General features: G+C 52.1%; 34 protein-coding genes and 2 pseudogenes. 28 read left to right on the top strand and 8 right to left on the bottom strand.

The window, feature by feature from the left end; genetic code table 11:
• From ACOTX5_RS23920 to ACOTX5_RS23905, 4 genes and pseudogenes are all read right to left on the bottom strand, one after another.
• Positions 1 to 101: pseudogene (locus tag ACOTX5_RS23920) on the bottom strand (cell division protein FtsZ); the annotation flags it as partial.
• Positions 98 to 256, bottom strand: a complete 159-nt coding sequence (locus tag ACOTX5_RS23915; protein WP_234101319.1) for a hypothetical protein — start codon at positions 254 to 256, stop codon at positions 98 to 100. The pseudogene ACOTX5_RS23920 and the gene ACOTX5_RS23915, both read right to left, overlap by 4 nt.
• The gene (locus tag ACOTX5_RS23910) at positions 253 to 513 is read right to left on the bottom strand and encodes a hypothetical protein (protein ID WP_032645824.1); all 261 of its coding nucleotides are present in this window, start codon (positions 511 to 513) and stop codon (positions 253 to 255) included. Before ACOTX5_RS23910 ends, ACOTX5_RS23915 begins: the two co-directional genes overlap by 4 nt.
• A gap of 145 nt (positions 514 to 658) precedes the next feature.
• Positions 659 to 1,045: a hypothetical protein gene (locus tag ACOTX5_RS23905; RefSeq protein WP_234101318.1), complete on the bottom strand. Its 387-nt coding sequence runs from the start codon at positions 1,043 to 1,045 to the stop codon at positions 659 to 661.
• 438 nt (positions 1,046 to 1,483) lie between these two features.
• Here ACOTX5_RS23905 and ACOTX5_RS23900 point away from each other — a divergent pair, with 438 nt between their 5' ends.
• Positions 1,484 to 1,681 (top strand): hypothetical protein, encoded by a 198-nt coding sequence (locus ACOTX5_RS23900; protein ID WP_023313997.1) that lies wholly within the window; start codon positions 1,484 to 1,486, stop codon positions 1,679 to 1,681.
• Positions 1,682 to 1,814: 133 nt separating this feature from the next.
• On the opposite strand, the gene ACOTX5_RS23895 is transcribed toward ACOTX5_RS23900, so the two are convergent.
• The 3 genes from ACOTX5_RS23895 to ACOTX5_RS23885 form a co-directional block, all read right to left on the bottom strand.
• Positions 1,815 to 2,591, bottom strand: a complete 777-nt coding sequence (locus tag ACOTX5_RS23895) for a DUF1828 domain-containing protein (protein ID WP_026080590.1) — start codon at positions 2,589 to 2,591, stop codon at positions 1,815 to 1,817.
• Positions 2,579 to 3,121 carry a hypothetical protein gene (locus ACOTX5_RS23890; RefSeq protein WP_017383046.1) on the bottom strand — a complete coding sequence of 181 codons (543 nt, stop codon included), beginning with the start codon at positions 3,119 to 3,121 and terminating at the stop codon, positions 2,579 to 2,581. The genes ACOTX5_RS23895 and ACOTX5_RS23890 overlap by 13 nt, the downstream gene beginning before the upstream one ends.
• Before the next feature lie 95 nt (positions 3,122 to 3,216).
• Positions 3,217 to 3,858 (bottom strand): LexA family protein, encoded by a 642-nt coding sequence (locus ACOTX5_RS23885; RefSeq protein ID WP_052254344.1) that lies wholly within the window; start codon positions 3,856 to 3,858, stop codon positions 3,217 to 3,219.
• Between the two features lie 103 nt (positions 3,859 to 3,961).
• On the opposite strand from ACOTX5_RS23885, the gene ACOTX5_RS23880 reads away from it, so the two are divergent.
• The 24 genes from ACOTX5_RS23880 to ACOTX5_RS23765 all read left to right on the top strand — a co-directional run bounded on the left by ACOTX5_RS23880 (position 3,962) and on the right by ACOTX5_RS23765 (position 16,059).
• Entirely contained in the window at positions 3,962 to 4,177 is a 216-nt protein-coding gene (locus tag ACOTX5_RS23880) for a helix-turn-helix domain-containing protein (RefSeq protein ID WP_006809779.1), read from the top strand.
• Positions 4,178 to 4,207: 30 nt separating this feature from the next.
• On the top strand, positions 4,208 to 4,771 hold the full coding sequence (locus tag ACOTX5_RS23875; protein ID WP_234101316.1) for a toxin YdaT family protein: 564 nt from the start codon (positions 4,208 to 4,210) through the stop codon (positions 4,769 to 4,771).
• Positions 4,772 to 4,860: 89 nt separating this feature from the next.
• Positions 4,861 to 5,007, top strand: coding sequence for a hypothetical protein (locus ACOTX5_RS23870; RefSeq protein WP_015571544.1), 147 nt, complete (start codon positions 4,861 to 4,863; stop codon positions 5,005 to 5,007).
• Positions 5,000 to 5,899, top strand: a complete 900-nt coding sequence (locus tag ACOTX5_RS23865) for a DNA replication protein (RefSeq protein ID WP_126508946.1) — start codon at positions 5,000 to 5,002, stop codon at positions 5,897 to 5,899. The genes ACOTX5_RS23870 and ACOTX5_RS23865 overlap by 8 nt, the downstream gene beginning before the upstream one ends.
• Complete coding sequence (locus tag ACOTX5_RS23860) at positions 5,889 to 7,322, top strand: DnaB-like helicase C-terminal domain-containing protein (RefSeq protein WP_126508948.1); 1,434 nt, start codon at positions 5,889 to 5,891, stop codon at positions 7,320 to 7,322. The genes ACOTX5_RS23865 and ACOTX5_RS23860 overlap by 11 nt, the downstream gene beginning before the upstream one ends.
• Complete coding sequence (locus ACOTX5_RS23855; RefSeq protein ID WP_222694218.1) at positions 7,322 to 7,666, top strand: ArsR/SmtB family transcription factor; 345 nt, start codon at positions 7,322 to 7,324, stop codon at positions 7,664 to 7,666. Before ACOTX5_RS23860 ends, ACOTX5_RS23855 begins: the two co-directional genes overlap by 1 nt.
• Positions 7,663 to 8,382, top strand: a complete 720-nt coding sequence (locus ACOTX5_RS23850; RefSeq protein ID WP_234101315.1) for an HNH endonuclease signature motif containing protein — start codon at positions 7,663 to 7,665, stop codon at positions 8,380 to 8,382. The genes ACOTX5_RS23855 and ACOTX5_RS23850 overlap by 4 nt, the downstream gene beginning before the upstream one ends.
• Positions 8,379 to 8,609: a hypothetical protein gene (locus tag ACOTX5_RS23845; protein ID WP_234101312.1), complete on the top strand. Its 231-nt coding sequence runs from the start codon at positions 8,379 to 8,381 to the stop codon at positions 8,607 to 8,609. The genes ACOTX5_RS23850 and ACOTX5_RS23845 overlap by 4 nt, the downstream gene beginning before the upstream one ends.
• A complete protein-coding gene (locus ACOTX5_RS23840) occupies positions 8,606 to 9,463 on the top strand; it encodes a hypothetical protein (protein ID WP_234101311.1) in 858 nt (285 codons plus the stop codon). Before ACOTX5_RS23845 ends, ACOTX5_RS23840 begins: the two co-directional genes overlap by 4 nt.
• The gene (locus ACOTX5_RS23835) at positions 9,460 to 9,708 is read left to right on the top strand and encodes a hypothetical protein (protein ID WP_196343282.1); all 249 of its coding nucleotides are present in this window, start codon (positions 9,460 to 9,462) and stop codon (positions 9,706 to 9,708) included. Before ACOTX5_RS23840 ends, ACOTX5_RS23835 begins: the two co-directional genes overlap by 4 nt.
• 228 nt (positions 9,709 to 9,936) lie before the next feature.
• The gene (locus tag ACOTX5_RS23830) at positions 9,937 to 10,374 is read left to right on the top strand and encodes a recombination protein NinB (RefSeq protein ID WP_234101310.1); all 438 of its coding nucleotides are present in this window, start codon (positions 9,937 to 9,939) and stop codon (positions 10,372 to 10,374) included.
• Positions 10,371 to 10,541, top strand: coding sequence for a NinE family protein (locus tag ACOTX5_RS23825; protein ID WP_234101308.1), 171 nt, complete (start codon positions 10,371 to 10,373; stop codon positions 10,539 to 10,541). Before ACOTX5_RS23830 ends, ACOTX5_RS23825 begins: the two co-directional genes overlap by 4 nt.
• On the top strand, positions 10,538 to 11,206 hold the full coding sequence (locus tag ACOTX5_RS23820; protein ID WP_234101304.1) for a serine/threonine protein phosphatase: 669 nt from the start codon (positions 10,538 to 10,540) through the stop codon (positions 11,204 to 11,206). Before ACOTX5_RS23825 ends, ACOTX5_RS23820 begins: the two co-directional genes overlap by 4 nt.
• Positions 11,199 to 11,483 carry a hypothetical protein gene (locus ACOTX5_RS23815; RefSeq protein ID WP_000048136.1) on the top strand — a complete coding sequence of 95 codons (285 nt, stop codon included), beginning with the start codon at positions 11,199 to 11,201 and terminating at the stop codon, positions 11,481 to 11,483. The genes ACOTX5_RS23820 and ACOTX5_RS23815 overlap by 8 nt, the downstream gene beginning before the upstream one ends.
• The gene (locus tag ACOTX5_RS23810) at positions 11,480 to 11,839 is read left to right on the top strand and encodes a RusA family crossover junction endodeoxyribonuclease (protein WP_234101301.1); all 360 of its coding nucleotides are present in this window, start codon (positions 11,480 to 11,482) and stop codon (positions 11,837 to 11,839) included. Before ACOTX5_RS23815 ends, ACOTX5_RS23810 begins: the two co-directional genes overlap by 4 nt.
• Positions 11,836 to 11,952, top strand: coding sequence for a hypothetical protein (locus tag ACOTX5_RS23805; RefSeq protein WP_116291301.1), 117 nt, complete (start codon positions 11,836 to 11,838; stop codon positions 11,950 to 11,952). The genes ACOTX5_RS23810 and ACOTX5_RS23805 overlap by 4 nt, the downstream gene beginning before the upstream one ends.
• Positions 11,952 to 12,761: an antitermination protein gene (locus tag ACOTX5_RS23800; protein ID WP_234101300.1), complete on the top strand. Its 810-nt coding sequence runs from the start codon at positions 11,952 to 11,954 to the stop codon at positions 12,759 to 12,761. Before ACOTX5_RS23805 ends, ACOTX5_RS23800 begins: the two co-directional genes overlap by 1 nt.
• 712 nt (positions 12,762 to 13,473) lie before the next feature.
• Positions 13,474 to 13,794: a hypothetical protein gene (locus tag ACOTX5_RS23795; RefSeq protein WP_032141950.1), complete on the top strand. Its 321-nt coding sequence runs from the start codon at positions 13,474 to 13,476 to the stop codon at positions 13,792 to 13,794.
• Between the two features lie 55 nt (positions 13,795 to 13,849).
• Positions 13,850 to 14,302, top strand: a complete 453-nt coding sequence (locus ACOTX5_RS23790; RefSeq protein ID WP_223866363.1) for a lysozyme — start codon at positions 13,850 to 13,852, stop codon at positions 14,300 to 14,302.
• Positions 14,299 to 14,676 carry a DUF2570 domain-containing protein gene (locus ACOTX5_RS23785; RefSeq protein ID WP_234101299.1) on the top strand — a complete coding sequence of 126 codons (378 nt, stop codon included), beginning with the start codon at positions 14,299 to 14,301 and terminating at the stop codon, positions 14,674 to 14,676. Before ACOTX5_RS23790 ends, ACOTX5_RS23785 begins: the two co-directional genes overlap by 4 nt.
• The gene (gene lysC / locus ACOTX5_RS23780) at positions 14,567 to 14,830 is read left to right on the top strand and encodes an Rz1-like lysis system protein LysC (RefSeq protein ID WP_265101723.1); all 264 of its coding nucleotides are present in this window, start codon (positions 14,567 to 14,569) and stop codon (positions 14,828 to 14,830) included. The genes ACOTX5_RS23785 and lysC overlap by 110 nt, the downstream gene beginning before the upstream one ends.
• Before the next feature lie 161 nt (positions 14,831 to 14,991).
• Positions 14,992 to 15,489 (top strand): KilA-N domain-containing protein, encoded by a 498-nt coding sequence (locus ACOTX5_RS23775; RefSeq protein ID WP_234101294.1) that lies wholly within the window; start codon positions 14,992 to 14,994, stop codon positions 15,487 to 15,489.
• Positions 15,486 to 15,749, top strand: coding sequence for a hypothetical protein (locus ACOTX5_RS23770; protein ID WP_045325444.1), 264 nt, complete (start codon positions 15,486 to 15,488; stop codon positions 15,747 to 15,749). The genes ACOTX5_RS23775 and ACOTX5_RS23770 overlap by 4 nt, the downstream gene beginning before the upstream one ends.
• Before the next feature lie 97 nt (positions 15,750 to 15,846).
• Positions 15,847 to 16,059: a hypothetical protein gene (locus tag ACOTX5_RS23765; protein ID WP_234101293.1), complete on the top strand. Its 213-nt coding sequence runs from the start codon at positions 15,847 to 15,849 to the stop codon at positions 16,057 to 16,059.
• Here ACOTX5_RS23765 and ACOTX5_RS23760 read toward each other — a convergent pair whose 3' ends face one another.
• Positions 16,060 to 16,575, bottom strand: a complete 516-nt coding sequence (locus ACOTX5_RS23760; protein ID WP_234101291.1) for a DUF2441 domain-containing protein — start codon at positions 16,573 to 16,575, stop codon at positions 16,060 to 16,062.
• A 21-nt stretch (positions 16,576 to 16,596) separates the two neighbouring features.
• Here ACOTX5_RS23760 and ACOTX5_RS23755 point away from each other — a divergent pair, with 21 nt between their 5' ends.
• The 3 genes and pseudogenes from ACOTX5_RS23755 to ACOTX5_RS23745 all read left to right on the top strand — a co-directional run.
• A complete protein-coding gene (locus ACOTX5_RS23755) occupies positions 16,597 to 17,169 on the top strand; it encodes a terminase small subunit (RefSeq protein ID WP_155023204.1) in 573 nt (190 codons plus the stop codon).
• The gene (locus tag ACOTX5_RS23750) at positions 17,166 to 18,737 is read left to right on the top strand and encodes a terminase (RefSeq protein ID WP_048218138.1); all 1,572 of its coding nucleotides are present in this window, start codon (positions 17,166 to 17,168) and stop codon (positions 18,735 to 18,737) included. Before ACOTX5_RS23755 ends, ACOTX5_RS23750 begins: the two co-directional genes overlap by 4 nt.
• A 4-nt stretch (positions 18,738 to 18,741) precedes the next feature.
• A pseudogene (locus tag ACOTX5_RS23745) lies at positions 18,742 to 19,061 on the top strand (DNA-binding protein); the annotation flags it as partial.

Genomic DNA, 19,061 nt, shown 5'->3' with positions numbered 1-19,061 from the left:
ATGACTGCTGATACGCGATAGGTGCGGCCTTCATGCATTGCCATCATGCCAGGCGTGACGCACTGGCGAATGAGCGGGGTGGTTCCGTAGTGGTTGATCATACCTTCACCTCAACCTGTTCCAGGAGGCCAGCGATATGCATATGCCAGCGGTTCAGCACCAGTTTTTCCCGCGGTGCCGACACCGACGTCAGCTGCCACTCGTTATCGTTGAGCTTTTTGGCGGTGTACTGCTTGCCGTTATGGGTGACTGTCATGATGCCTCCCGAGCGCGGAGCATTGCGTCGGCAATGTGATACGCATCTTCGGCTAATTCTTTGTATTGTGGTGATTCCGGGCCGCCACCAAACGAATGGCCGTCCCATCTGCGCACAATGGATGCCATAGCCTTAGCCGCGAAGTAGTCACGCATGGTTATTCCACGACCACCAAAATCATCGCTGTCCCATGAGTTAATTTCAGGAGTACATACTCCTGATTGTGGAAACGCAGGGCCTCCAGTTTTATTGCTCATAAATCCTCTTGGCCTTATCGCGGCGAACGGAACGGTTAATACAAGACTTCTGCGCTAATGGGCGGTGGATGGCCGCCGGTTGTCATAAATGGGCAGACTCGAAAATCTGCCTATGTATGGCCGATAAAAAACCCGCCGGAGCGGGTCATTCGCACTTTGCATGTCTGACTGGTTTTAATTTCCACTCAATGGCCTTAAGCTCAATTTCCTTCCTGATTTCCTGATGCGTTTTTACGGAGCCATCCGGGTTTTTATTGAATGGATTTAGCGTTTGATAAAACTTTTCCCGTCTTTTGCATGCTTTACCGCATACATCACACTTTCCGGATTTCTCAGCAAAAGTTGAGACCTCATCGAACCGCGTTGTTGTAATTCCACCCCATCCCATCGTCTTACCCTCTGTCGTTACCCGCTGATGCGGGAGAAATGCTTTGGTGATTGGATGGCCGGCGCTGATCTCCGGCTTACTGGTTAGAGCGCCCGCACTACCAGTGACTCTGTCTTGAGGCGCAGATTGGTTACTGCTTGCCATGAGCGCTGTGAATACATCGGTCGAGCATCAGTCTGCTCATTCATCCAATCCCAAAACATTCCCTGTTTTGGTCAGCGTCAACTCCCTGCCAGTGTTGCCCGTTCTCACGCCGTTCTCGCTCTCGCGCGGGGATACTCTCTCACCGACCGGATCGCACCCGGTGATACAGCACGTTTCTCGTGTAAGGGTCTAAACAGGTCATTGACGCTGTAAATCTGCATGTTGTTAAAAAGCAGGCGACTTGCTGTCCGCCGCTGGCTAACTTCGCTCAGCTGTCGATGTTTCGTTTCGATGGGTGGATAATCACATATTGTGTTTTATTGGTCAACACGAATTGTGATTAATGATGACAACAAAGCGTGTTGTTGCTGATTTGAAAGGGAATTTATTTTTTTAAATACCAGTGCTACGCTTAAAAAAACAGCAGGAGGGATGTGCATGGTTCTGGATGAAGAGCGTATAAGCATGAAAATTCAGGCGATGGGGCGGGCGGTGATGGAATTGTCACTGGCTGATTTACCCATGACCCAGCAAAACATCATCGACAAGCTGAAGCAGTACCGGAAGGAAACAGGAAACGTGATAGGGAAGGGAGCTAACAGGGATGCTGCGGAGTTGGTGAGGAAGGGGCAATAAAAAAGCCCGCACGGGCGGGCAGGTAGTGTTGCGATAGTTATTGTTATCAGCTTCAGGCTGGATAGTTATCGGCAGAATGGGGGATAGCTTTATGGGTGGGCAATAAAAAACCCGGCGCGGTGGCCGGGTTAGTTTAGGCGACGAGTGATTCTATCCAGGTGTCCCTGCTGTGGAAAGGGAGCACTAAAGCTGTGTCATTGAAAAGCAATGATAACTGCTGTAATTCAGGTGTTAAGCCATCACTATCAACAATCACAAATCTATTGCTTATGGCTGGGACTGCCTGGCTTAAATCCACTATTTTCCCCACAGTTGAGTGAGCAGTATTCCAGCCTTTACTGCTGGATAAGCTGACTGTAAACCCTCGCTTTGGAGCTACAAGTGGAGACTCATTTCTTAAGGTTAATGGAACGGTGATGTTATGCCCGCTAATGCCCCGCACCTTCTCTTTTAGTGCCAACCTTGTACCAAGTCCTACGGATTTTAGATAACTAATCACGCATTTTTCAAACTTATCATCTTTAACTTCCGCATACCAATCAGCGGTTTGAGCAGATGCCAGCAGTCCACCTCTTATGACGCTAGCCGTAACCTGCCCAACAGAAAGCTCATCGGCCCAGGCGGATATTTCGCCAGAATCATTCAGAGTGATGCCCTGCGATGCGAGAGATGACCTTATCAAGTCAATTTTCTTTTTCGTCAGGTGGATGCCTCTAGCCTCAATGTTCATTAACGTGTCGCAGTAATCGGTGATCCTATACTGACCACTCATTTCCTGAACAAATACGCTTATATGCTCACTATCGTCATAGTAAGTAAATGGGCTAACAACGCGCAGCAACGTGTCGCTCATTGGGTGGCATTCAAACCCGAGCTTAGATATTACTGTTGAACACGTTACATTTCCCATGATAGCTGACCTGATTTGTCTTGATTTGGTAAAGGCGGTTGGCCTTCATAAGTGATATTAAGCGCCCGACAGAAATAATTCCAGTAGCCCAAAAAGTCATCCGGGCTGATGTCGGTATCGAGTTTTAGTGCTATCTCCTCACCGGCCGCTTCGAAGTACATGTGATAGTGCGGGCCGCGAGCAACCTCAACAAAGTCCGGATGATTAATTATAGATCTATTGCGGTGAGGCTTGTTATCAGCTGGGTATGGGTCGAGAGCATAAATTCGCTTATCATGAAAAAACATGACAAAAGAAAGCTTCACGATATCAACACCTTCAACGATAGGTGCGCGCCAATGCAGCATGAATCTTACGCCAGTTATTGGATTGCCATTATCATCAAAAGCCTTGAGATCCAGCTTAAACCAGATCGGAGTGCGGCCCTCGCTACCATTCCAAGTAACACCATTAAAGGTTACTTTTTTGGGACGAGAAATGGCCTGATCAACCTCTTTCTGAGTAGGCTTAAAGTCACCTTTTTTAGCCACTGATTGATATCATCCTGAATATTATTGTCATGTGAGCGCTTATAGACGCTCAATATCTACTCACCAACCATGCGCTGACCAGAACATCTTTCCGCTCACACCAGCCGCATCTTCGTCTCTACTGCAACACCGATAATTCGACAGTTACCATTCACCGCTACCAATGGCCACTGTGGATTTAAACCCTTCAGGTACTTCTGCGCACCGTCGATCACTAACTTCTTAAATGTTGCCTCGTTCGAATCGGATAGCTTTGCTATTACCAGACTGCCGTTGATTGCCTCGCGCCCAGTATCGAAGAGGACAAAGGTTCCTTCTGGGATGCTAAGACCCGCCGGTGCTGTCATTGAGTCACCATCAACCTGCAGCCAGAACGCCTCCCCCTGAATGTGAGCATCTGATTCAAGCCAAAGGTCGATATCTTTAAGGGTGTACGGCTCAACAGCTTCGCACCATGCTCCTGCCTGCACCTTGCTTATAACTGGGTATTTATCACCTGGCTTGTAAGGGCCTTTGTAGTCATCGCCAAAAAGCAGCTCGGCAGGCGCAACCCCCAGCGCCTTAGCTATTACAGTTGCATCATCAACGCTAACGCTCCTGGTGCCTGATTCGTAATTCCCTATGCGTGACTGCGAGGCCCACCCGCAAAGCTCAGCGAGAGCCTTTTGTGACAGCCCTTTATCTTCGCGAAGTCGCTTAATGCGGCCCGCTATATCTTCGATTCTATTCATTCTCATTTTGTATCACGCGCCGTGTTAAAAAGCTTTACACGAATTGTGTTGATTAATAATCACGAATTGTGTTTAATGATGCTGAGTGACCATTCTTGAAAGGATCAGCATGAACAATATCGCCAACGAACGTAAGAAGCTTGGCATCACTCAATCAGAGTTAGCAGGTTCGTGCGGCTGGAACCAGTCCCGCCTTGCTAACTATGAAGCTGGCATACGAGCACCAGACCTGGATTCGTGCCGCCGCCTGGTTGACGCGATGAATAAGCTGGGGAGCAATACATCTCTCGATGCGTTGTTCCCACCAAAAAATAATGCCGCCTGATTGGCGGCCCTAACCACGAAAGGGAAAGCAATGCATTCACTTGCGTATCAACAGAGTACCGGAATTGAACAACGTCCGTTGATTTCGATTTATCAAAGTGTTCCGCGTAATAACCGTAAGCTAACTCGAATACGGGAGGCAGTTAAGGCCTGGCAAAAAGCTACGCCGGGCCAGTCTCAGGTTCACATTTCTCAGCTGGTTGCGAAAGAGTGGCTGGCGCGCGGCGGGAAGGGGTTGTTACTGGCAGGTTCTGAACACAACACGAAGCAGAACTTCTTCCGGATGATTAACGATCCGGGCCCGAAGAACGACAAGGGGTTGGCGCTGCTGATTCCAGTCATTGTCGATGTGATGACGCGGGATAACGAGCAGATCGCGCGCCGGTTCGGCTTGGTGAACGGCAAAACGAAAGAGGAGTTGATTGCTGATGCCATGAAGGAGTGCGCTGAAGCAAAGCAGGCTGTTCTTCTCGGCGTTCCAGAGCATCAGAAGCTGAAAGAGGTAAGCGAGGGTATAGCGTCGCTGTTCCGCCTCATGCCGGAGCAGGTAGGCCCGCTGATGACGATGGTCACGTCGATGCTGGGGGTTATGTGATGGGAAGTTTCAAAAATGGCGAAAGCCAGTCTGCGCGAACAGAACTGGCCTTCAGATGCAAATCGTGTGCACTCATTGCAGGAGGAATAATGGCAAAAAATCCACGCTATTACCATACCGCTGTACATAAAAACATAACCCGCGACCGCTTCATCCGCTCGGTTAACCCGATTGTGGCAGAGAAGATGCGCGCCATCCTGGAAGAACTGAAACGTAAGGAGAGTGGCCGTGGGTAACGTATCCAATTTAGCCGAAGCCAGAGAGGCCAGAAGGCTCCAGAAACCGCGCACGAATGACGGTAAGGGGTTTGCCTTGCTGCACCGTAAAATTATGGATGTGCCGTTCTACAAGAACGCAGAGGCGGCTCATTTATGGGTTCACCTGCTCCTGCGCGCTAATCACGAACAGACACTGGTATCTACAGATGTCGGCGATGTGATCTGCGAACGTGGAGAGTTCATCACCGGGCGAAACACACTGGCAATGGAAACGGGTTTGACCGCTGATCGCGTTAAATCACTTCTCCGTAAATTCCAGAATCTGGGCATGATCACCACCAAATCGAACAACCGTTTTACTGTTCTAAAAGTGGTCAAATATGACGAATATCAGTCAAATTTTTGTCCAGCCGATGTCCAGCCGGTGTCCAGCGCAAACGCAGTTATATCAATGCCTGTGGAGGTGGAGTGTCCAGCCGATGTCCAGCTAGTGTCCACAGATAACAATATATTAAATAACTTACTACCTAACGGTAGTAAGTATGTCGCAAATGACCAGAAACCCGCTGAAGAGAAAAAGTCCCGTTTGTCATGCGATGAAGTATGGCAATGCCTGAAAGACGAACTGCCTGAAGCCCGGGGATGGAGATGCCTCACTGATGAGCGACGCAATCTGATCCGCACCTTCTGGGGTAAGGCTAACAAGATTGCCCGCAACCTGGACGGCAAGCCGATGGATATGGACGGTTTCAGAAGCTATCTGCGCTACATCGCTCAGAACTGCCGCTGGATGCTTGAAGACCGACCAGACCAGAAATCCGGGAAGACCTGGCGCCGCATGAAATTCGATAAGTTCCTGACCGAAAAGCTCTACATCGAAGTGCGCGAGGGGGATCGTGATGACCGCTGAATTCATGGCTGTACCGCAAAACCTCGAAGCAGAGCAGAGCGTTATCGGTGGCCTGCTGCTGGATGATGACAACAGCGAGCGAGTCCAGAAGGTTCTGGCGATGCTCAAGCCTGAGTCGTTCTACAGCCGACCTCACCAGCTGATCTTTGCCGAGATGCGCCAGATGTTCCGCGACAACAAGCCAGTCGATGGTCTGACATTGTTCGACGCGCTTGAAGGCAAAGGGCTAGCGGAGCAGGTAGGTGGCTTTGCTTACCTGGCGGAGATAGCCAAGAACACTCCCAGCGCTGCAAACATCGTTGCTTACGCAGCATCAGTCCGGGAAGCCGCAATGGAGCGCTACGGTATCAACCGTCTGACCGAAGCTACTGAGCTGCTGTATTCCCGTAACGGCATGAGCGCCACGCAGAAGTACGAGGCCATTCAGGGTATTTTCACCCAGCTCGCAGACCATTCAAAAACCGGAAGTCGCCGTGGGTTGCGGTCGTTCGGCGAGGTTATGGATGACTGGGTAGCAGATCTGGAGAAACGCTTTGACCCTTCAGGCGAACAGCGCGGCATGAGTACCGGTATCCCGTCACTCGATCGGCTGCTGGCGCCGAAAGGCCTGGTTAAAGGCTCTCTGTTCGTGATTGGCGCAAGGCCAAAAATGGGCAAGACAACCCTTTACGGGCAGATGGCGATCAACTGCGCGGTTCGGGAGAAAAAGCCAGCACTGATGTTCAGCCTCGAAATGCCAGGCGACCAGATCCTCGAAAAACTGGTTGGACAGAAGTCCGGCATTAACCCGAGCATTTTTTACATGCCCGCCACGGATGACGCCGATGACCAGTACCAGGGCGATTACGACGGCGACTTTAAGAAGGCGATCGCCACAGCCGGGCGGCTGAGTGAAATCGACATGCTGTACATCGACGACACTCCCGGCCTGTCACTTGCGCATATCGTTACCGAATGCCGTCGAATTAAGCGCGAGAAACGCTGCGTAGGCATGATTCTGGTTGACTACTTGACGCTGATGACCGCCGAAAAAGCAGACCGTAATGACCTGGCCTACGGGATGATCACCAAAGGTCTGAAGAACCTCGCCAAAGAGCTTGGCTGCGTCGTCGTGCTGCTGACCCAGCTCAACCGCGAACTGGAGAAGCGAGTGAATAAACGCCCGTTACCGAGCGATTCCCGCGACACAGGACAGATTGAGCAGGACTGCGACTACTGGGTTGGCATCCACCGGGAAGGTGCTTTCGATGACAGCGTGCCGCCTGGAGAAACCGAGTTAATCCTGCGACTCAACCGCCACGGCAGTACCGGAACGGTTTATTGCAATCAGATCAACGGGGCAATTTACGACACAGACCAGCAGGCCGCCGCCGCAGAACGCCGCGGGCGTGAGCAGCAGCCGAAAAAGAAAGGGGGGTACTGATGACCATAACAATTCGTGGGCAGATTCTTGCAGCCCTGCGTAATAACCCGGGCCTGAATAGTGCTCGCATTGCCACCATGATCGGCATGACCACCAAAAAGATTTCCGGCCCGTTAAGTACGTTGTTTGCAGACGGCCTGATCGAGTTCGAAGGCAAGCACGGCCAGCGGCTGTATCGGCTGACTGATTACGGCATGAAATACGCACCTGAAACCATCCCAGCCATGCCGAAGGGTAATTCGAAGCTGGTGCAGCGCACAGAGACAAACGTGATCTGCCAGGAGTGCCGCAACAGCGCGGCTATGAAGCGAGTATTGATGGTTTGGGGGAGGGTAGGGGTATGAAACAGAAATTTATCGAGTGGTTTACCAAGAACAACAACGGCTGCTCGCCAGCGATGGAAGACGACAGAAGCTTTGTGCGCGAGAAGACGCAGCACATGTTCGAAGCCTACCAGGCTGGCGTGGCAGAAGGTGAAGCCAGATGCGCGACGCTGGCTGGCTTATTTGGCGATGTGAAAGAGATTTTTGGTTTTAAGTATCGCTATTTCATCACCTCAAAGGGGCTCATTTTCTCATTGGCCTCTGGCGAACTAAAACAGTTAAACCCAACCATGCGCGGCAAGAACAGAAATCAGTATTTATTCGTTAGGCTGGAGCTTGAAGGAAAACTAAAAGGCGTGAACATCCACCGATTAGTTGCTGAAAACTTTCTCGGACCTAAGCCTTCTGGTGAGCACGTAATTAACCATAAAGACGGGAATAAACATAACAATGATGTTTCAAACCTGGAGTGGACGACGGTGGCTGGCAACACTCAGCACGCATATAGAACAGGTTTGGCCGGGGGAAGAAAACACGGGTCTTATAAAGGCCCAGTTTGCGCTGAGAACGAGGAAGGTTTTGGGTATGTGTTCTTTGACAGCAAACAGGCTATCGATGCTGGATTTAACCCAAACTCAATCAGGGACGCTGTAGTTAAGCCATGGAAGAAAGTATTCGGATTCTATTTTAGCCGCATCAATACCGAAGTTCAGCTTCGCAAAGGAGTGCAGTCATGAAACTGAAAATGCACACTCCTGACGGATCGGTGATTGTCGAAAGTAACCTGGTAACGCAGTTCTACCCTGATTTTGATAGCGGCGGCGAACTGACCACCATCGAAACGGTATCGGCCACAGGAGAAACTTTCTCGGTGAAAGTAAAGCACTCGTTTATGCAGGTTACTGGCGCGCTGGCTACCGCCTGGAGCGTTGACGAGAAGAAAGCAGAAGGAGCCGCCCAATGAGCAACATCGACAAACAGGCTGTGCAAGCTGTAGCCGATTTGAAAGCTGGTTACACCCTCGGTCACGCTGATGTGGCAATCCTGAACGAGCTGGCGCGTATCGCGCTGGCATCGCTCGAAGCGGAGCCTGTGGCTTTACGTGATGAGCGCTCAGGAAGTGGTGGCATCAGCAAGCAGCCTGGATTTAACGGTTTGCCGCATGGCACGCCGCTATATACATCCCAGCCAGCGTCCATCAACGCCGAACCCGTAGCCTGGCTGTGGTCACACAGGAAACATCCGAGCGAAGTCACGCTCGTTCGGCCTGAGGATGACGATAAAGCAGAGGCGGCTCAATGGTCAGGATGGAGTTACAAGGCGCTATACACCGACCCGCCAGAGCCGGTAGCGCCGGAGAAGAGAACGCCACGCGACATGGAGCTATTACTCGAAGAAACGGGGGCTGAAGTGTCTGACCATGATTTAGAGCGAGTCCTGACGCTAATGTCTACGGCTTGGAATGAATGCCGCGCCGCTATGCTTCAGGGTGCCGAACCTGTAACGACGGCTTACAAGTTGCCAGATGATTTCGACTTCGACCGCTTCAACGATGTCGTGTGGCTGGAGGCTGTGGCAAGCAATCCACACATGCATTCACTGACTACATCGACCATCGCCATGGTGGCTTTGGAACTCAATAAGCGCCTTAATGTGGCAAACTCTCCGGTGATTCCTGATGGTTGGGTGATGGTTCCGGTTGAGCCAACCATGGAAATGCTGGACGAGTTCGACTCGATTATTGACCACGGAGCGGAAGACTCTAAGGAAGCATGGAGCAGACTTATCGCAGCAGCACCGCAGCAGGAGGTGAAGTGATGGAAATCATCCAGGGTACATGCAGCTGCGGCGAGCCAATCAGCATCGAGTTAAACGCCGATCCGAAGTCATGCGGACGCACCGACAGGAAGAGGCCGTTTTATCCGGATGAGAATGTAGAGCCCGAGGTGATAGGTCAGTTTATTTATTCGCAGGATGGTGTAACGGTTTTTCGGTGCAGGAAGTGCTCCGGTTGGATTGCTGACACCGTTCCTGAAGCTGCGCTAAAGGTGCCGGATGCCTAACCCATCCGACGCATAAGAAACAGGCCTTTTCGGAGGCCTTTCTCTTGCGTTGATTTTGTTGAATCAACCGTCCATACTATCTGTACTGACGGCCTGAACACCCGTCAGTGACTTCTGCGCATTTAAGGGGACTTAAATGCGACCACAATCTGAACTCCTCACCTTTTCACAGATGCAGAAATGCACCTGCGATTTTCTGCATTCTGCGTTACCTCTCGGAGGTGGCGCATGAGTATCAAATTCTACCTGCGTGATGAGCAGGTTCGCCGCAACCTCATCGACTACATCAACAAGCAGGCTGTAAACGCAGATTTCCCGATCGTGGTGAGTTTTTCCGACCCTAAGCGCACTCTTCCTCAGAATTCACTGTTCCACGCGCTTTGCGGCGATCTGGTAAAGCATCGCATTCAATGGGCTGGCTCTGCGTGGTCGCTTCCGTCGTGGAAATCAATTTTGGTTTCCGGTCACTCCATTGCCACTGGAGGGCAGGGGAAGGTTATTGCCGGACTTGAGGGAGAATTGGTGGCCATTCGCGAAAGCACCTCATCGATGGGGATCAAACGGATGAACAGCCTGATTGAGTACACCCAGGCTTTCGCCGTCAGCCAGAACATCCAACTTCGCGATGTCCGTTATCGTGGCGATTACTTTGGGAGGCTTGCATGAATAACCCTCTCGCACGCGTCATCACAAACGAAATCTTCCGCGTTCCGGCGCGCCGCAAGCGTAAGCCCGCGATTAAGCCGTCCGATATCCCGACACTGAAGGGCTACACCGCCCGCCTGGTTGATCAGAAATGGCTGCGTCTCGCGGCGAGGAGAAAATCCGCATGAGCATGTATCAACGCATTAATGGCGCTGACTGGCGCAATATCTTCGTCGTGGGCGATCTGCATGGGTGCTACACGCTGCTGATGAGTGAGCTCGAAAAAGCTTCGTTCGACCCGGCGCGTGATTTGCTGATCTCGGTTGGAGACCTTGTTGACCGCGGCGCGGAAAACGTCGAGTGCCTGGAGCTGATTACTATGCCGTGGTTCCGGGCTGTGCGCGGAAACCATGAGCAGATGATGATTGATGGCCTTTCGGAGTTTGGAAACGTCGTTCACTGGTTGGCAAATGGTGGCGGATGGTTCTTCAATCTCGACTATGACAAAGAGGTGCTGGCTAAGGCTTTGGTCCACAAAACGGCTGATCTGCCACTCGTCATCGAACTGGTTACCGGCGATAAGAAGGTCGTCATATGCCACGCTGACTATCCGCACAACGAATACGCATTCGATAAGCCAGTACCAGAAGAAATGGTGATCTGGAACCGCGAGCGGGTTAGCGACGCTCAGGACGGCATTGTCTCGCCGATAGCCGGTGCTGATCTGTTTATCTTCGGCCACACCCCTGCGCGCCAGCCCCTGAAGTATGCCAACCAGATGTACATCGACACAGGAGCTGTGTTTTGCGGAAACCTCACGCTGATTCAGGTGCAAGGTGGTGACCATGAGTAAAACCTACCGCAGCAAGAAGTGGCTCGCCGCAGTCGGCCAGATTGAGCAATGCGTCCTTTGCGGAGCGTGGGGCGTACAGGTAGCACACCGCAATGAAGGTAAGGGAATTGGCATGAAGACAGACGACTGCGCCACCGCCGCTATCTGTGTCACCTGCCATTCAGAGATTGATAACGGGAAGGGGCTTAGCCGTGACGAGCGCCGCCAGTTAATGGATCGCGCCATCGTCCTGACCATTATCCAGATTGCCCGACGTGGCTTGGTGGTGCCTGCATGAAAATCTATGACATCACACCAATCGGCAAGCCTCGCATGACCCGCGCGGATAAGTGGAAGCAGCGCCCACCTGTAATGCGTTATCGCGCTTTTTGCGATGAAGTCCGCCTGCGCAAGATGACCATGCCTGAATCCGGATCACATGTGACATTCGTCCTACCAATGCCACCAAGCTGGAGTAAGAAGAAACGAGCGGAGTTCGCCGGGAAGCCCCACCGGGCCAAGCCAGACTGCGACAACATGCTGAAGGCCCTGATGGATGCGATTTATGAGGATGATGCTCACATCTGGGATTGCCGCATCACAAAGGTCTGGGGTGAGAAGGGGCAGATCATCATCGGGGAGTGCGCGCCGTGACCAGAGACGAGATAACCCGGTACCAGGCAGAAAGCGTTAAGCGCGCCAACCTGCCGCCAGTAGCAAAGCACAGCCAGACCAAAACCAACCAGCCACAGAAGGAAGCCGCATAATGAACCTCGAATCAATCGCTAAATACTTTGCGCCTAAATCACCGATGTTCAGTGACTCTCCTCGCGCAACCGCATCAGACAGCCTCACCGGCACTGACGTTATGGCGGCGCTTGGTCTTGCCGGCCATAAGTGCGGCTTTGGTTTCGATCTTTACCTGTCGAAAATCGGCATTAGCAGCCCAGATATAGCACTGGAGAGACTCTATGAGCAGGCACGTAAGTTATCAGGTAAATTCAGAGCACTGTCGGAACTCGATGAATCAGCTCGGTCATGCGTGCTTAAGGTTCTCTGCGCTTTTGCATACCAGGATTATTCAAGAAGTGCTGCCAGCACTCGAAAATGTGATTGCTGTGATGGTAGCGGATTTACAGAGGCACAAGTTTTTACCAACAAGGTCTCATACCCATGGGGGAAGCCGCCGTACTGGTCGAAAATGTCCCGGGCCGTTCGCCCAAGTGACTGGGAGAGCTGGACGCAGGCGCGTGAGGTGGTGCGGGTCAAATGCAAGCCGTGTAACGGAAAGGGCGTTATCAGCAATTCGTGTCGCTGCCATGGCAAAGGCAAGGTACTGGACAAAGCAGAAAGCGAACGCCAGGGCGTTCCGGTGATGAAAGCCTGTGACCGCTGCGGTGGAAGAGGTTACGCCAGACTGAAATTCTCAACGGTGATTGAGGGAATTAATACTGTTGCGGAGATAAAGAAAACGGCGGCCTATGAACAACTTCAGCCGCTCTTTGAGGAGCTGGTCGCCGAATGCCATAAGCAGGAGTCTATGGCTGATGCCATTCTCTCAAAAGTAACGAGATGAAAATAATTTCCCCTAATATTGAAAATATATAGGAAATAGGTATTGCATTTCGCGGAAAAACTGGATAGATTTATCTCTAACGCTGGGAATCCGTTCAGTCGTTCCGAAGCAAAAAAATTCAAGCCCGAGGTTAACGCCTTGGGCTTTTTCGTTTCAGGGTCAGAAGCACAGCGGTTGTGCGTTCGGCTGTTAACCGAATGGTCGAAGGTTCGAATCCAGCCAGGCGAGCCATCAGCAAAACAAGTTGTCATCGCGGCGGCTTTATCTTGCATCAGGTGCATAACTGAATTCGCGAATACGTTATGCCGTCCGCTCCACGAAACGGAGTGCACAACAGGAAAGAGCATTTGTAGGGTTCGACTCCCTGCCATGGGGTTGCGCCACATGATGCGAGTCATGAGTGCTCTGTCCGTTGTGGTGAATGCGCAGGCTGATGCGCAAGGGCAAGAATCTTTCGCTGGATTCGGTGTGGCCACGTAGCCCGCTGTAGGCAGTCGCAGCAAGCCGGAGATCAGCACCGGCCACCACAAACCAAACCCACTACCTGGGACCCTTCGGCCAGAGAGCCGACATTGCCTTACCCTCATCTTCCTGGCTTGTCGCCAGGTTTTTTATTCAGGCCGCAGACAATCAATTCCAGATGCCCCGTAGCTATCGTGTCTGACGGCCTTTTCCCAACTACGACACAGCACCCCGGGCCCGGAGGTGTGGAATGCAACGTATGAACCCAACAAATGGACACGATCTGCCGTACTGGTGGTCGGCGGCCTTGGGACTGTTCTCTTTGCTTAGCCTACAGGATTACGTGTTTATTATCGGCGCGCTGGTATCGGCGTTCTTCACGATAAAAACCTATTACGCAAAACGGAAAGAAGAGCGTGAGCGTATGGCTGAGGAAAGGAAACGAACCCAGCTGCTGGAAAACTACTTATCTGATGTAGGTAAAAAACCTCACTCCGATCGTCCGGCTGCCGCCGAGGTGGTTACGGAGGCAATGCGGAGAATTTCCGGTGGCACAGTTGAAACTGAGTAAGAAAAGCGGCGCGGCGGGCATTGTCTGCTCCGTAGGAACGATCATCGCTATTGTGATGAATGCGGGACACGTCCGGACTAACGAGCGCGGGCTGGAGTTAATCGGCAACGCTGAATCTTGCCGACGAGATCCATATGTCTGCCCGGCCGGTGTGCTGACTGACGGTATGGGGAACACGCATGGCGTGAAGCTTGGCACCGTTAAGTCTGACCAGCAGATCGCAGCCGAATGGGAGCGCAACATCCTTGATGCTGAGTCCTGCGTTAACCGTTACGGGAATGGCAGAAAGCTATCTGACGATACTTTCTCAGCAGCTGTATCGGTAACGTTTCGTGCTGGCTGTGGGAACATGCGCACCTCCACGATGTTCTCTCTTCTCAGAAGTGGAGACATCACGGCGGCATGCAACCAGTTCCCTCGCTGGGTATGGGGAGGCGGCAAGGTTCTGCCTGGTCTGGTAACTCGAGCAGGGAAAGAAAAGGCGCTCTGCCTGGAAGGTGTTAAATGAGCCGGTTAACAGCAATCATCTGTGCTTTCGTTATTTGTCTGCTGGTCTCCATGGCCTGGATGATTAACCATTACCGCGACAACGCCATCACCTACAAGGACCAGCGCGACAAGGCGACGGTCAGGGCAGACACATCGGAAGCGATCACCAACAACGTGATCACCACGATGAACCTTATCCGTGACATTTCACAGGCTACCCAGAATGCAAAGAACGAACTGGCTCAAAATAGCGAGACACGCATTGTCTACATCAGGCAGGCGCTTGAAGGCGATCCGTGCGCTAACCAGCTTGTTCCTTCTGCCGCTGCTGACAGCCTGCGGGAATACGAAAACAGTTTACGTTCCGGCCCCGGTGGTGCCGATAAGCGCTGACCTGACAGCAGACACGCCGATCCCCGGAATGGCGGTTCCGTTCACGTGGCAGGCAAGTCTGGAGTTGAACGCTCAGCTCTATACGGCGCTAGGGCAGTGCAATCTGGATAAGGCAGCAATCAGGAAAATCGAATCATCAAGAGCCTCGCAATAGCGGGGCTTTTTTATGCCTGAAGTAAACACGCGCATTCTCGTGCGCATATCAACCAAGAGCCTTTCGGGGTAGAGCTTGAGATAGGGCAGTGGTAACGCTGACCGCTCTTGGGCTGCCCGTATCTACGAGAACAGGCTCAACCACCAAAAGGTATCAGCGAAATGAAATCATTAACCCTCTTCAATAAACCAATCCGCATCGGGGAAGACGGCATGATCTGCCTCACCGATATGTGGAAAGCCAGTGGCAAAAGTGATGCTGAGTCGCCTTACCACTATCTGCGAAACAAGCAGAAAAAAGAGTTCCTGGCCGAGCTGGAGAAAAACCACGAATCTGTGGTTTTCACTGCACGCGGCGTACACGGCGGAACCTATGGCGGGAAGTTTGTTGCTTACGATTATGCGGCCTGGTTAAACCCCGGGTTCAAGTACGCGGCTTATAAAATCCTCGATGACTACTTCACCGGAGAGCTTCAGCATCGCAACAGCTTAAGTGCGCAGCTCAACATGAAGTGTCATGAGTTTGACCAGAAGAAGGACATGGCGAGCTTCTGCGGGCAAGGCCTCGCTGCATGGCGCTATACGAAGCCTGTGTTGGTCGCTGAGATTAACACCCTGGCTAACCAATTGCAGATTAAGATCCCCGGGCTGCCGGGATGAGTAATCGCGTCATCGAATGCGCCTCCAGAGCGGGGCGCGACTTCTCAGAGTTCATGAAAGGCGAGAAGGGCATGATGGAAGCGCTGGCCTCAGTGGATCAATTTGGCGAGCAGCTCCGACTCAACGGCTGCGTCAATCATCACTTTGTCAGCTACATGATGCGGAACTCTATCATGCAGGCCTTCATGGACATGGCTAACGCCGAGAAGAAAGAAGAGCGCCGCCGTAAGCGAGCGGAAACAAAAGCAAAGGCGAAGTAGCCATTACAAAGCTCATCTACGGGTGGGCTTGATAATGGATATACCCTATAGCGGATAATCAACTAAATATCCCCACAAGCGGATAAAGAGGCTCTCAATGTCCGACATCTACCAAATCACGCTAACCACCCAAACAGGCGAAACCTTCACGGGCAAGATGTCACGACGTCAGCCTGAGCTGGTAAACGGGTTTGTGCCGCTGGCGACGGAAACTGGACAGTGGCTGTATTTCGCGCCTGCCGATGTGAAGCGCGTGGAGTTCACGCCAGTACTGGCTGACGAGACCGAACAGCCGGAAGAAACGGAGTAACTAAGCCACGCGACGTCCGATAGAGACTGGCAGGGGTATCAATATCTCCCAGAATGGCTGTTGTGAAAATGTCGTGCCAGACCAGTAATGTTCAATCTGGTAGGTATAGACGAGGCACGAATTATCTCTAATCAATAGCGACATATCGCCTCTGTGAACTAAGTTTTCGTCTGCGTCAACTTCGTAAATTGGAGAGCTTGGATTTCGAAATTTAGCCCTGAAATCCTTTGCATTCTCTAGTTTTTCACATGCAAAGAGACACTCGTAGCGAGAAGGGGTGTTAGGTCGCATAGCTCTTCTGTAAAATTCAAGACCCCAATCGATGGAGAAATTTATATCCCCAGCAATGGCAGAGGCAGATAGGAAATAGCCATTACCATGATGTGAAACCCCACGCGGGAACAGCGCTGTTACCATGGTTTGCAACTCTACAGGCTGAATAGATGGCTTCACTGGATTAATAAGCATGCCTTGTGAATAGTAATTTCCTGCATCAACTGTGTAATACGTAGTCATAAGTTACCCAAGGAAAAATTAATGGCACTCACCGACAAGCAAGAAATGTTCTGTCGCGAGTACCTCATCGATTTAAACGCCACGCAAGCGGCTATTCGGGCGGGGTACAGCGTCAAAACTGCAAACCGTATAGCTGCTCAATTATTGTCAAAACTTGACATCCAGAACAGGATCGTTGAACTCAAAACGAAGCGCAACGAAGATGTGGGCATTGATGCAGATTATGTGCTACGCCGCTTGGTTGAAATCGACCAGATGGACGTGCTGGATATTCTGAACGACGATGGCAGCCTGAAAGCGATTAGCCTATGGCCTAAGTCGTGGCGAACCACTCTTACCGGGCTTGATATCAGTACCACCATCCAAAACTTCGACGAGGAGACAGCTGAAACTATCCTCAAGAAGATTAAATGGCCTGACAAGGTTAAGAACCTCGAGCTTCTCGGTAAGCATGTTCGTGTGCAGGCATTCAAAGAGCAGGTGGAGCAGAAGGTCACTGCAACCCACAGCATTATGCCGGTACCCTCCTGCGATAACGTAGACGACTGGGAAGCAGCAGCGCAGAAGCAACAGAGCGAGGTTCTGGGTGGATGAATTACAAAGCCGTCTGGAAACCTCTGCCGGGATCGCAATCGCTCTCCCTGAGCTGCCCGTGTAACGAGATCCTCTACGAGGGCACGCGTGGGCCGGGCAAGACCGCTGCTCAGCTGGCGCGCTTTCGTCGCTTGGTTGGTTTGGGCTACGGCTCGTTCTGGCGCGGTGTCATTTTCGATACCGAGTATAAAAACCTCACCGACATCATCACCCAGTCGAAGCGTATGTATCGCCTATTTAATGACGGTGCGCGCTATCTGGCGTCAGCATCCGAGCTGCGCTGGGTATGGCCGACTGGAGAAGAACTCCTGTTTCGCTTCGGCAAGGAGGAGGGCGATTACTGGGATTATCACGGGCAGGAATTCCCGTTCATCGGTTTCAACGAACTGACCAAGCAGCAGTCATCTGAGTTTTACGAGATGATGTTTTCCTGCCGGCGCTCATCGTTCCGGCCAGAGAATTACCCGCTGGAAGATGGTTCATTACTTAAGCCGATCCCGCTGGAGACTTTCAGCACCACAAACCCGTTCGGCATCGGCCACACCTGGGTAAAAAAACGATTCATTGAGCCGGCGCCGCGCGGCACTATCATTCGCGAAACACAGAAGGTGTTCAACCCGCAGACCGAGCGGGAAGAGGACGTCACGCTTACCCGCGTTGCGATTCACGGCTCGTTCAAAGAGAACCCGTACCTCGATCCGCAGTACATCGCAACGCTGATGGCCATCAAAGACCCGAATCGCCGTAAGGCGTGGGTTGAGGGCTCGTGGGATGTTACCAGCGGCGGACGTTTCGACCATCTGTGGAATGCCTCGCATCATGTCATCAAGCCATTCCGCATACCGGATAGCTGGACGGTCGACCGCTCGCATGACTGGGGCGAATCGAAACCGTTTTCCAACCTCTGGTGGGCACGATCCGACGGAACCGCCGCAGAACTGCCTGATGGCCGCCAGTTCTGCCCGCCTGCTGGGACGCTGATTCTTATTGGCGAGTGGTACGGCTGCCCACCGGACGAGCTGAACAAAGGCCTGAATATGTCATCAACAAACGTCGCTAAGGGCGTTGCCTGGGTAGATAAACGGCTGGTGGGCGATGAACTTGCTGAGCCTGACGAAATCAAGCTTAACGGGGTGACGCAGGGGCAACTGAACATCATGCCTGGCATCTGCAAGAAGGTTACACCGGGCCCGGCTGACAGCGCCATTTACAATACAGGCGATGATGAACTCTCCATTGCGCAGAAGATGGAGTCCCAGGGCGTTAAATGGCTTGAGGCAAACAAAAAGCCGGGATCGCGCGTTAACGGCGCCGCTCTGTTTGCCGATATGCTCGAAGCTGTCAATGAAGGTAAGAAACTGGAATCCGGCATCCCGGAGAAACCTGCATTTTACGTATTCGACTACTGCCGTGGCTGGATCAGCCGTGTGCCGGTACTCGTGCGCGACAGTAAAAACCCCGACGATGTAGATACCCAACAGGAAGATCACGACTGGGATGCTACCCGATATGCCGTTCTGCATTCACCGCCGAAGAGAGTCGGCAAAGTCACCAATCTGAGGCTCTAACTCCATGCCTGACATTTCAACACCCAATCTGGACTATGGGAACATGGTCGAGGCGTGGGATATCAACGATGCCCTGATGGGCGGCACGCTCTATATGCGACAGCTGGGCGAGCAATATCTACCGCGCTGGCCGAAAGAAGACAGGGAGGACTACAAAAAACGTTTGGCCGTGGCCACGCTTCTGCCAGCCTACGAAGAGACCATTAAGCAAAACATCGGGCGTGTATTCGCCGAGCCTATTAAGCTTGCCGAGAATGTGCCGGATCAGCTGCGAGAGTATGCGAAAAACTTCGACCTTGAAGGGACGCGCCTGGACGTATGGGC

It is taken from the genome of Enterobacter cloacae complex sp. IR5441 (assembly GCF_049238215.1).
GTDB lineage: Bacteria > Pseudomonadota > Gammaproteobacteria > Enterobacterales > Enterobacteriaceae > Enterobacter > Enterobacter hormaechei_C.
The sequence above is the reverse complement of the archived record's forward strand: the minus strand, read 5'-3'. Positions and strand labels throughout refer to the sequence as shown.

Coding starts and splice junctions, on each gene's coding strand:
- ACOTX5_RS23915 (WP_234101319.1), bottom strand. CDS start 256: ATGACAGTCACCCATAACGGCAAGCAGTACACCGCCAAAAAGCTCAAC.
- ACOTX5_RS23910 (WP_032645824.1), bottom strand. CDS start 513: ATGAGCAATAAAACTGGAGGCCCTGCGTTTCCACAATCAGGAGTATGT.
- ACOTX5_RS23905 (WP_234101318.1), bottom strand. CDS start 1,045: ATGGCAAGCAGTAACCAATCTGCGCCTCAAGACAGAGTCACTGGTAGT.
- ACOTX5_RS23900 (WP_023313997.1), top strand. CDS start 1,484: ATGGTTCTGGATGAAGAGCGTATAAGCATGAAAATTCAGGCGATGGGG.
- ACOTX5_RS23895 (WP_026080590.1), bottom strand. CDS start 2,591: ATGGGAAATGTAACGTGTTCAACAGTAATATCTAAGCTCGGGTTTGAA.
- ACOTX5_RS23885 (WP_052254344.1), bottom strand. CDS start 3,858: ATGAGAATGAATAGAATCGAAGATATAGCGGGCCGCATTAAGCGACTT.
- ACOTX5_RS23880 (WP_006809779.1), top strand. CDS start 3,962: ATGAACAATATCGCCAACGAACGTAAGAAGCTTGGCATCACTCAATCA.
- ACOTX5_RS23875 (WP_234101316.1), top strand. CDS start 4,208: ATGCATTCACTTGCGTATCAACAGAGTACCGGAATTGAACAACGTCCG.
- ACOTX5_RS23870 (WP_015571544.1), top strand. CDS start 4,861: ATGGCAAAAAATCCACGCTATTACCATACCGCTGTACATAAAAACATA.
- ACOTX5_RS23860 (WP_126508948.1), top strand. CDS start 5,889: ATGACCGCTGAATTCATGGCTGTACCGCAAAACCTCGAAGCAGAGCAG.
- ACOTX5_RS23855 (WP_222694218.1), top strand. CDS start 7,322: ATGACCATAACAATTCGTGGGCAGATTCTTGCAGCCCTGCGTAATAAC.
- ACOTX5_RS23850 (WP_234101315.1), top strand. CDS start 7,663: ATGAAACAGAAATTTATCGAGTGGTTTACCAAGAACAACAACGGCTGC.
- ACOTX5_RS23845 (WP_234101312.1), top strand. CDS start 8,379: ATGAAACTGAAAATGCACACTCCTGACGGATCGGTGATTGTCGAAAGT.
- ACOTX5_RS23840 (WP_234101311.1), top strand. CDS start 8,606: ATGAGCAACATCGACAAACAGGCTGTGCAAGCTGTAGCCGATTTGAAA.
- ACOTX5_RS23830 (WP_234101310.1), top strand. CDS start 9,937: ATGAGTATCAAATTCTACCTGCGTGATGAGCAGGTTCGCCGCAACCTC.
- ACOTX5_RS23825 (WP_234101308.1), top strand. CDS start 10,371: ATGAATAACCCTCTCGCACGCGTCATCACAAACGAAATCTTCCGCGTT.
- ACOTX5_RS23820 (WP_234101304.1), top strand. CDS start 10,538: ATGAGCATGTATCAACGCATTAATGGCGCTGACTGGCGCAATATCTTC.
- ACOTX5_RS23815 (WP_000048136.1), top strand. CDS start 11,199: ATGAGTAAAACCTACCGCAGCAAGAAGTGGCTCGCCGCAGTCGGCCAG.
- ACOTX5_RS23810 (WP_234101301.1), top strand. CDS start 11,480: ATGAAAATCTATGACATCACACCAATCGGCAAGCCTCGCATGACCCGC.
- ACOTX5_RS23800 (WP_234101300.1), top strand. CDS start 11,952: ATGAACCTCGAATCAATCGCTAAATACTTTGCGCCTAAATCACCGATG.
- ACOTX5_RS23795 (WP_032141950.1), top strand. CDS start 13,474: ATGCAACGTATGAACCCAACAAATGGACACGATCTGCCGTACTGGTGG.
- ACOTX5_RS23790 (WP_223866363.1), top strand. CDS start 13,850: ATGAATGCGGGACACGTCCGGACTAACGAGCGCGGGCTGGAGTTAATC.
- ACOTX5_RS23785 (WP_234101299.1), top strand. CDS start 14,299: ATGAGCCGGTTAACAGCAATCATCTGTGCTTTCGTTATTTGTCTGCTG.
- ACOTX5_RS23775 (WP_234101294.1), top strand. CDS start 14,992: ATGAAATCATTAACCCTCTTCAATAAACCAATCCGCATCGGGGAAGAC.
- ACOTX5_RS23770 (WP_045325444.1), top strand. CDS start 15,486: ATGAGTAATCGCGTCATCGAATGCGCCTCCAGAGCGGGGCGCGACTTC.
- ACOTX5_RS23765 (WP_234101293.1), top strand. CDS start 15,847: ATGTCCGACATCTACCAAATCACGCTAACCACCCAAACAGGCGAAACC.
- ACOTX5_RS23760 (WP_234101291.1), bottom strand. CDS start 16,575: ATGACTACGTATTACACAGTTGATGCAGGAAATTACTATTCACAAGGC.
- ACOTX5_RS23755 (WP_155023204.1), top strand. CDS start 16,597: ATGGCACTCACCGACAAGCAAGAAATGTTCTGTCGCGAGTACCTCATC.
- ACOTX5_RS23750 (WP_048218138.1), top strand. CDS start 17,166: ATGAATTACAAAGCCGTCTGGAAACCTCTGCCGGGATCGCAATCGCTC.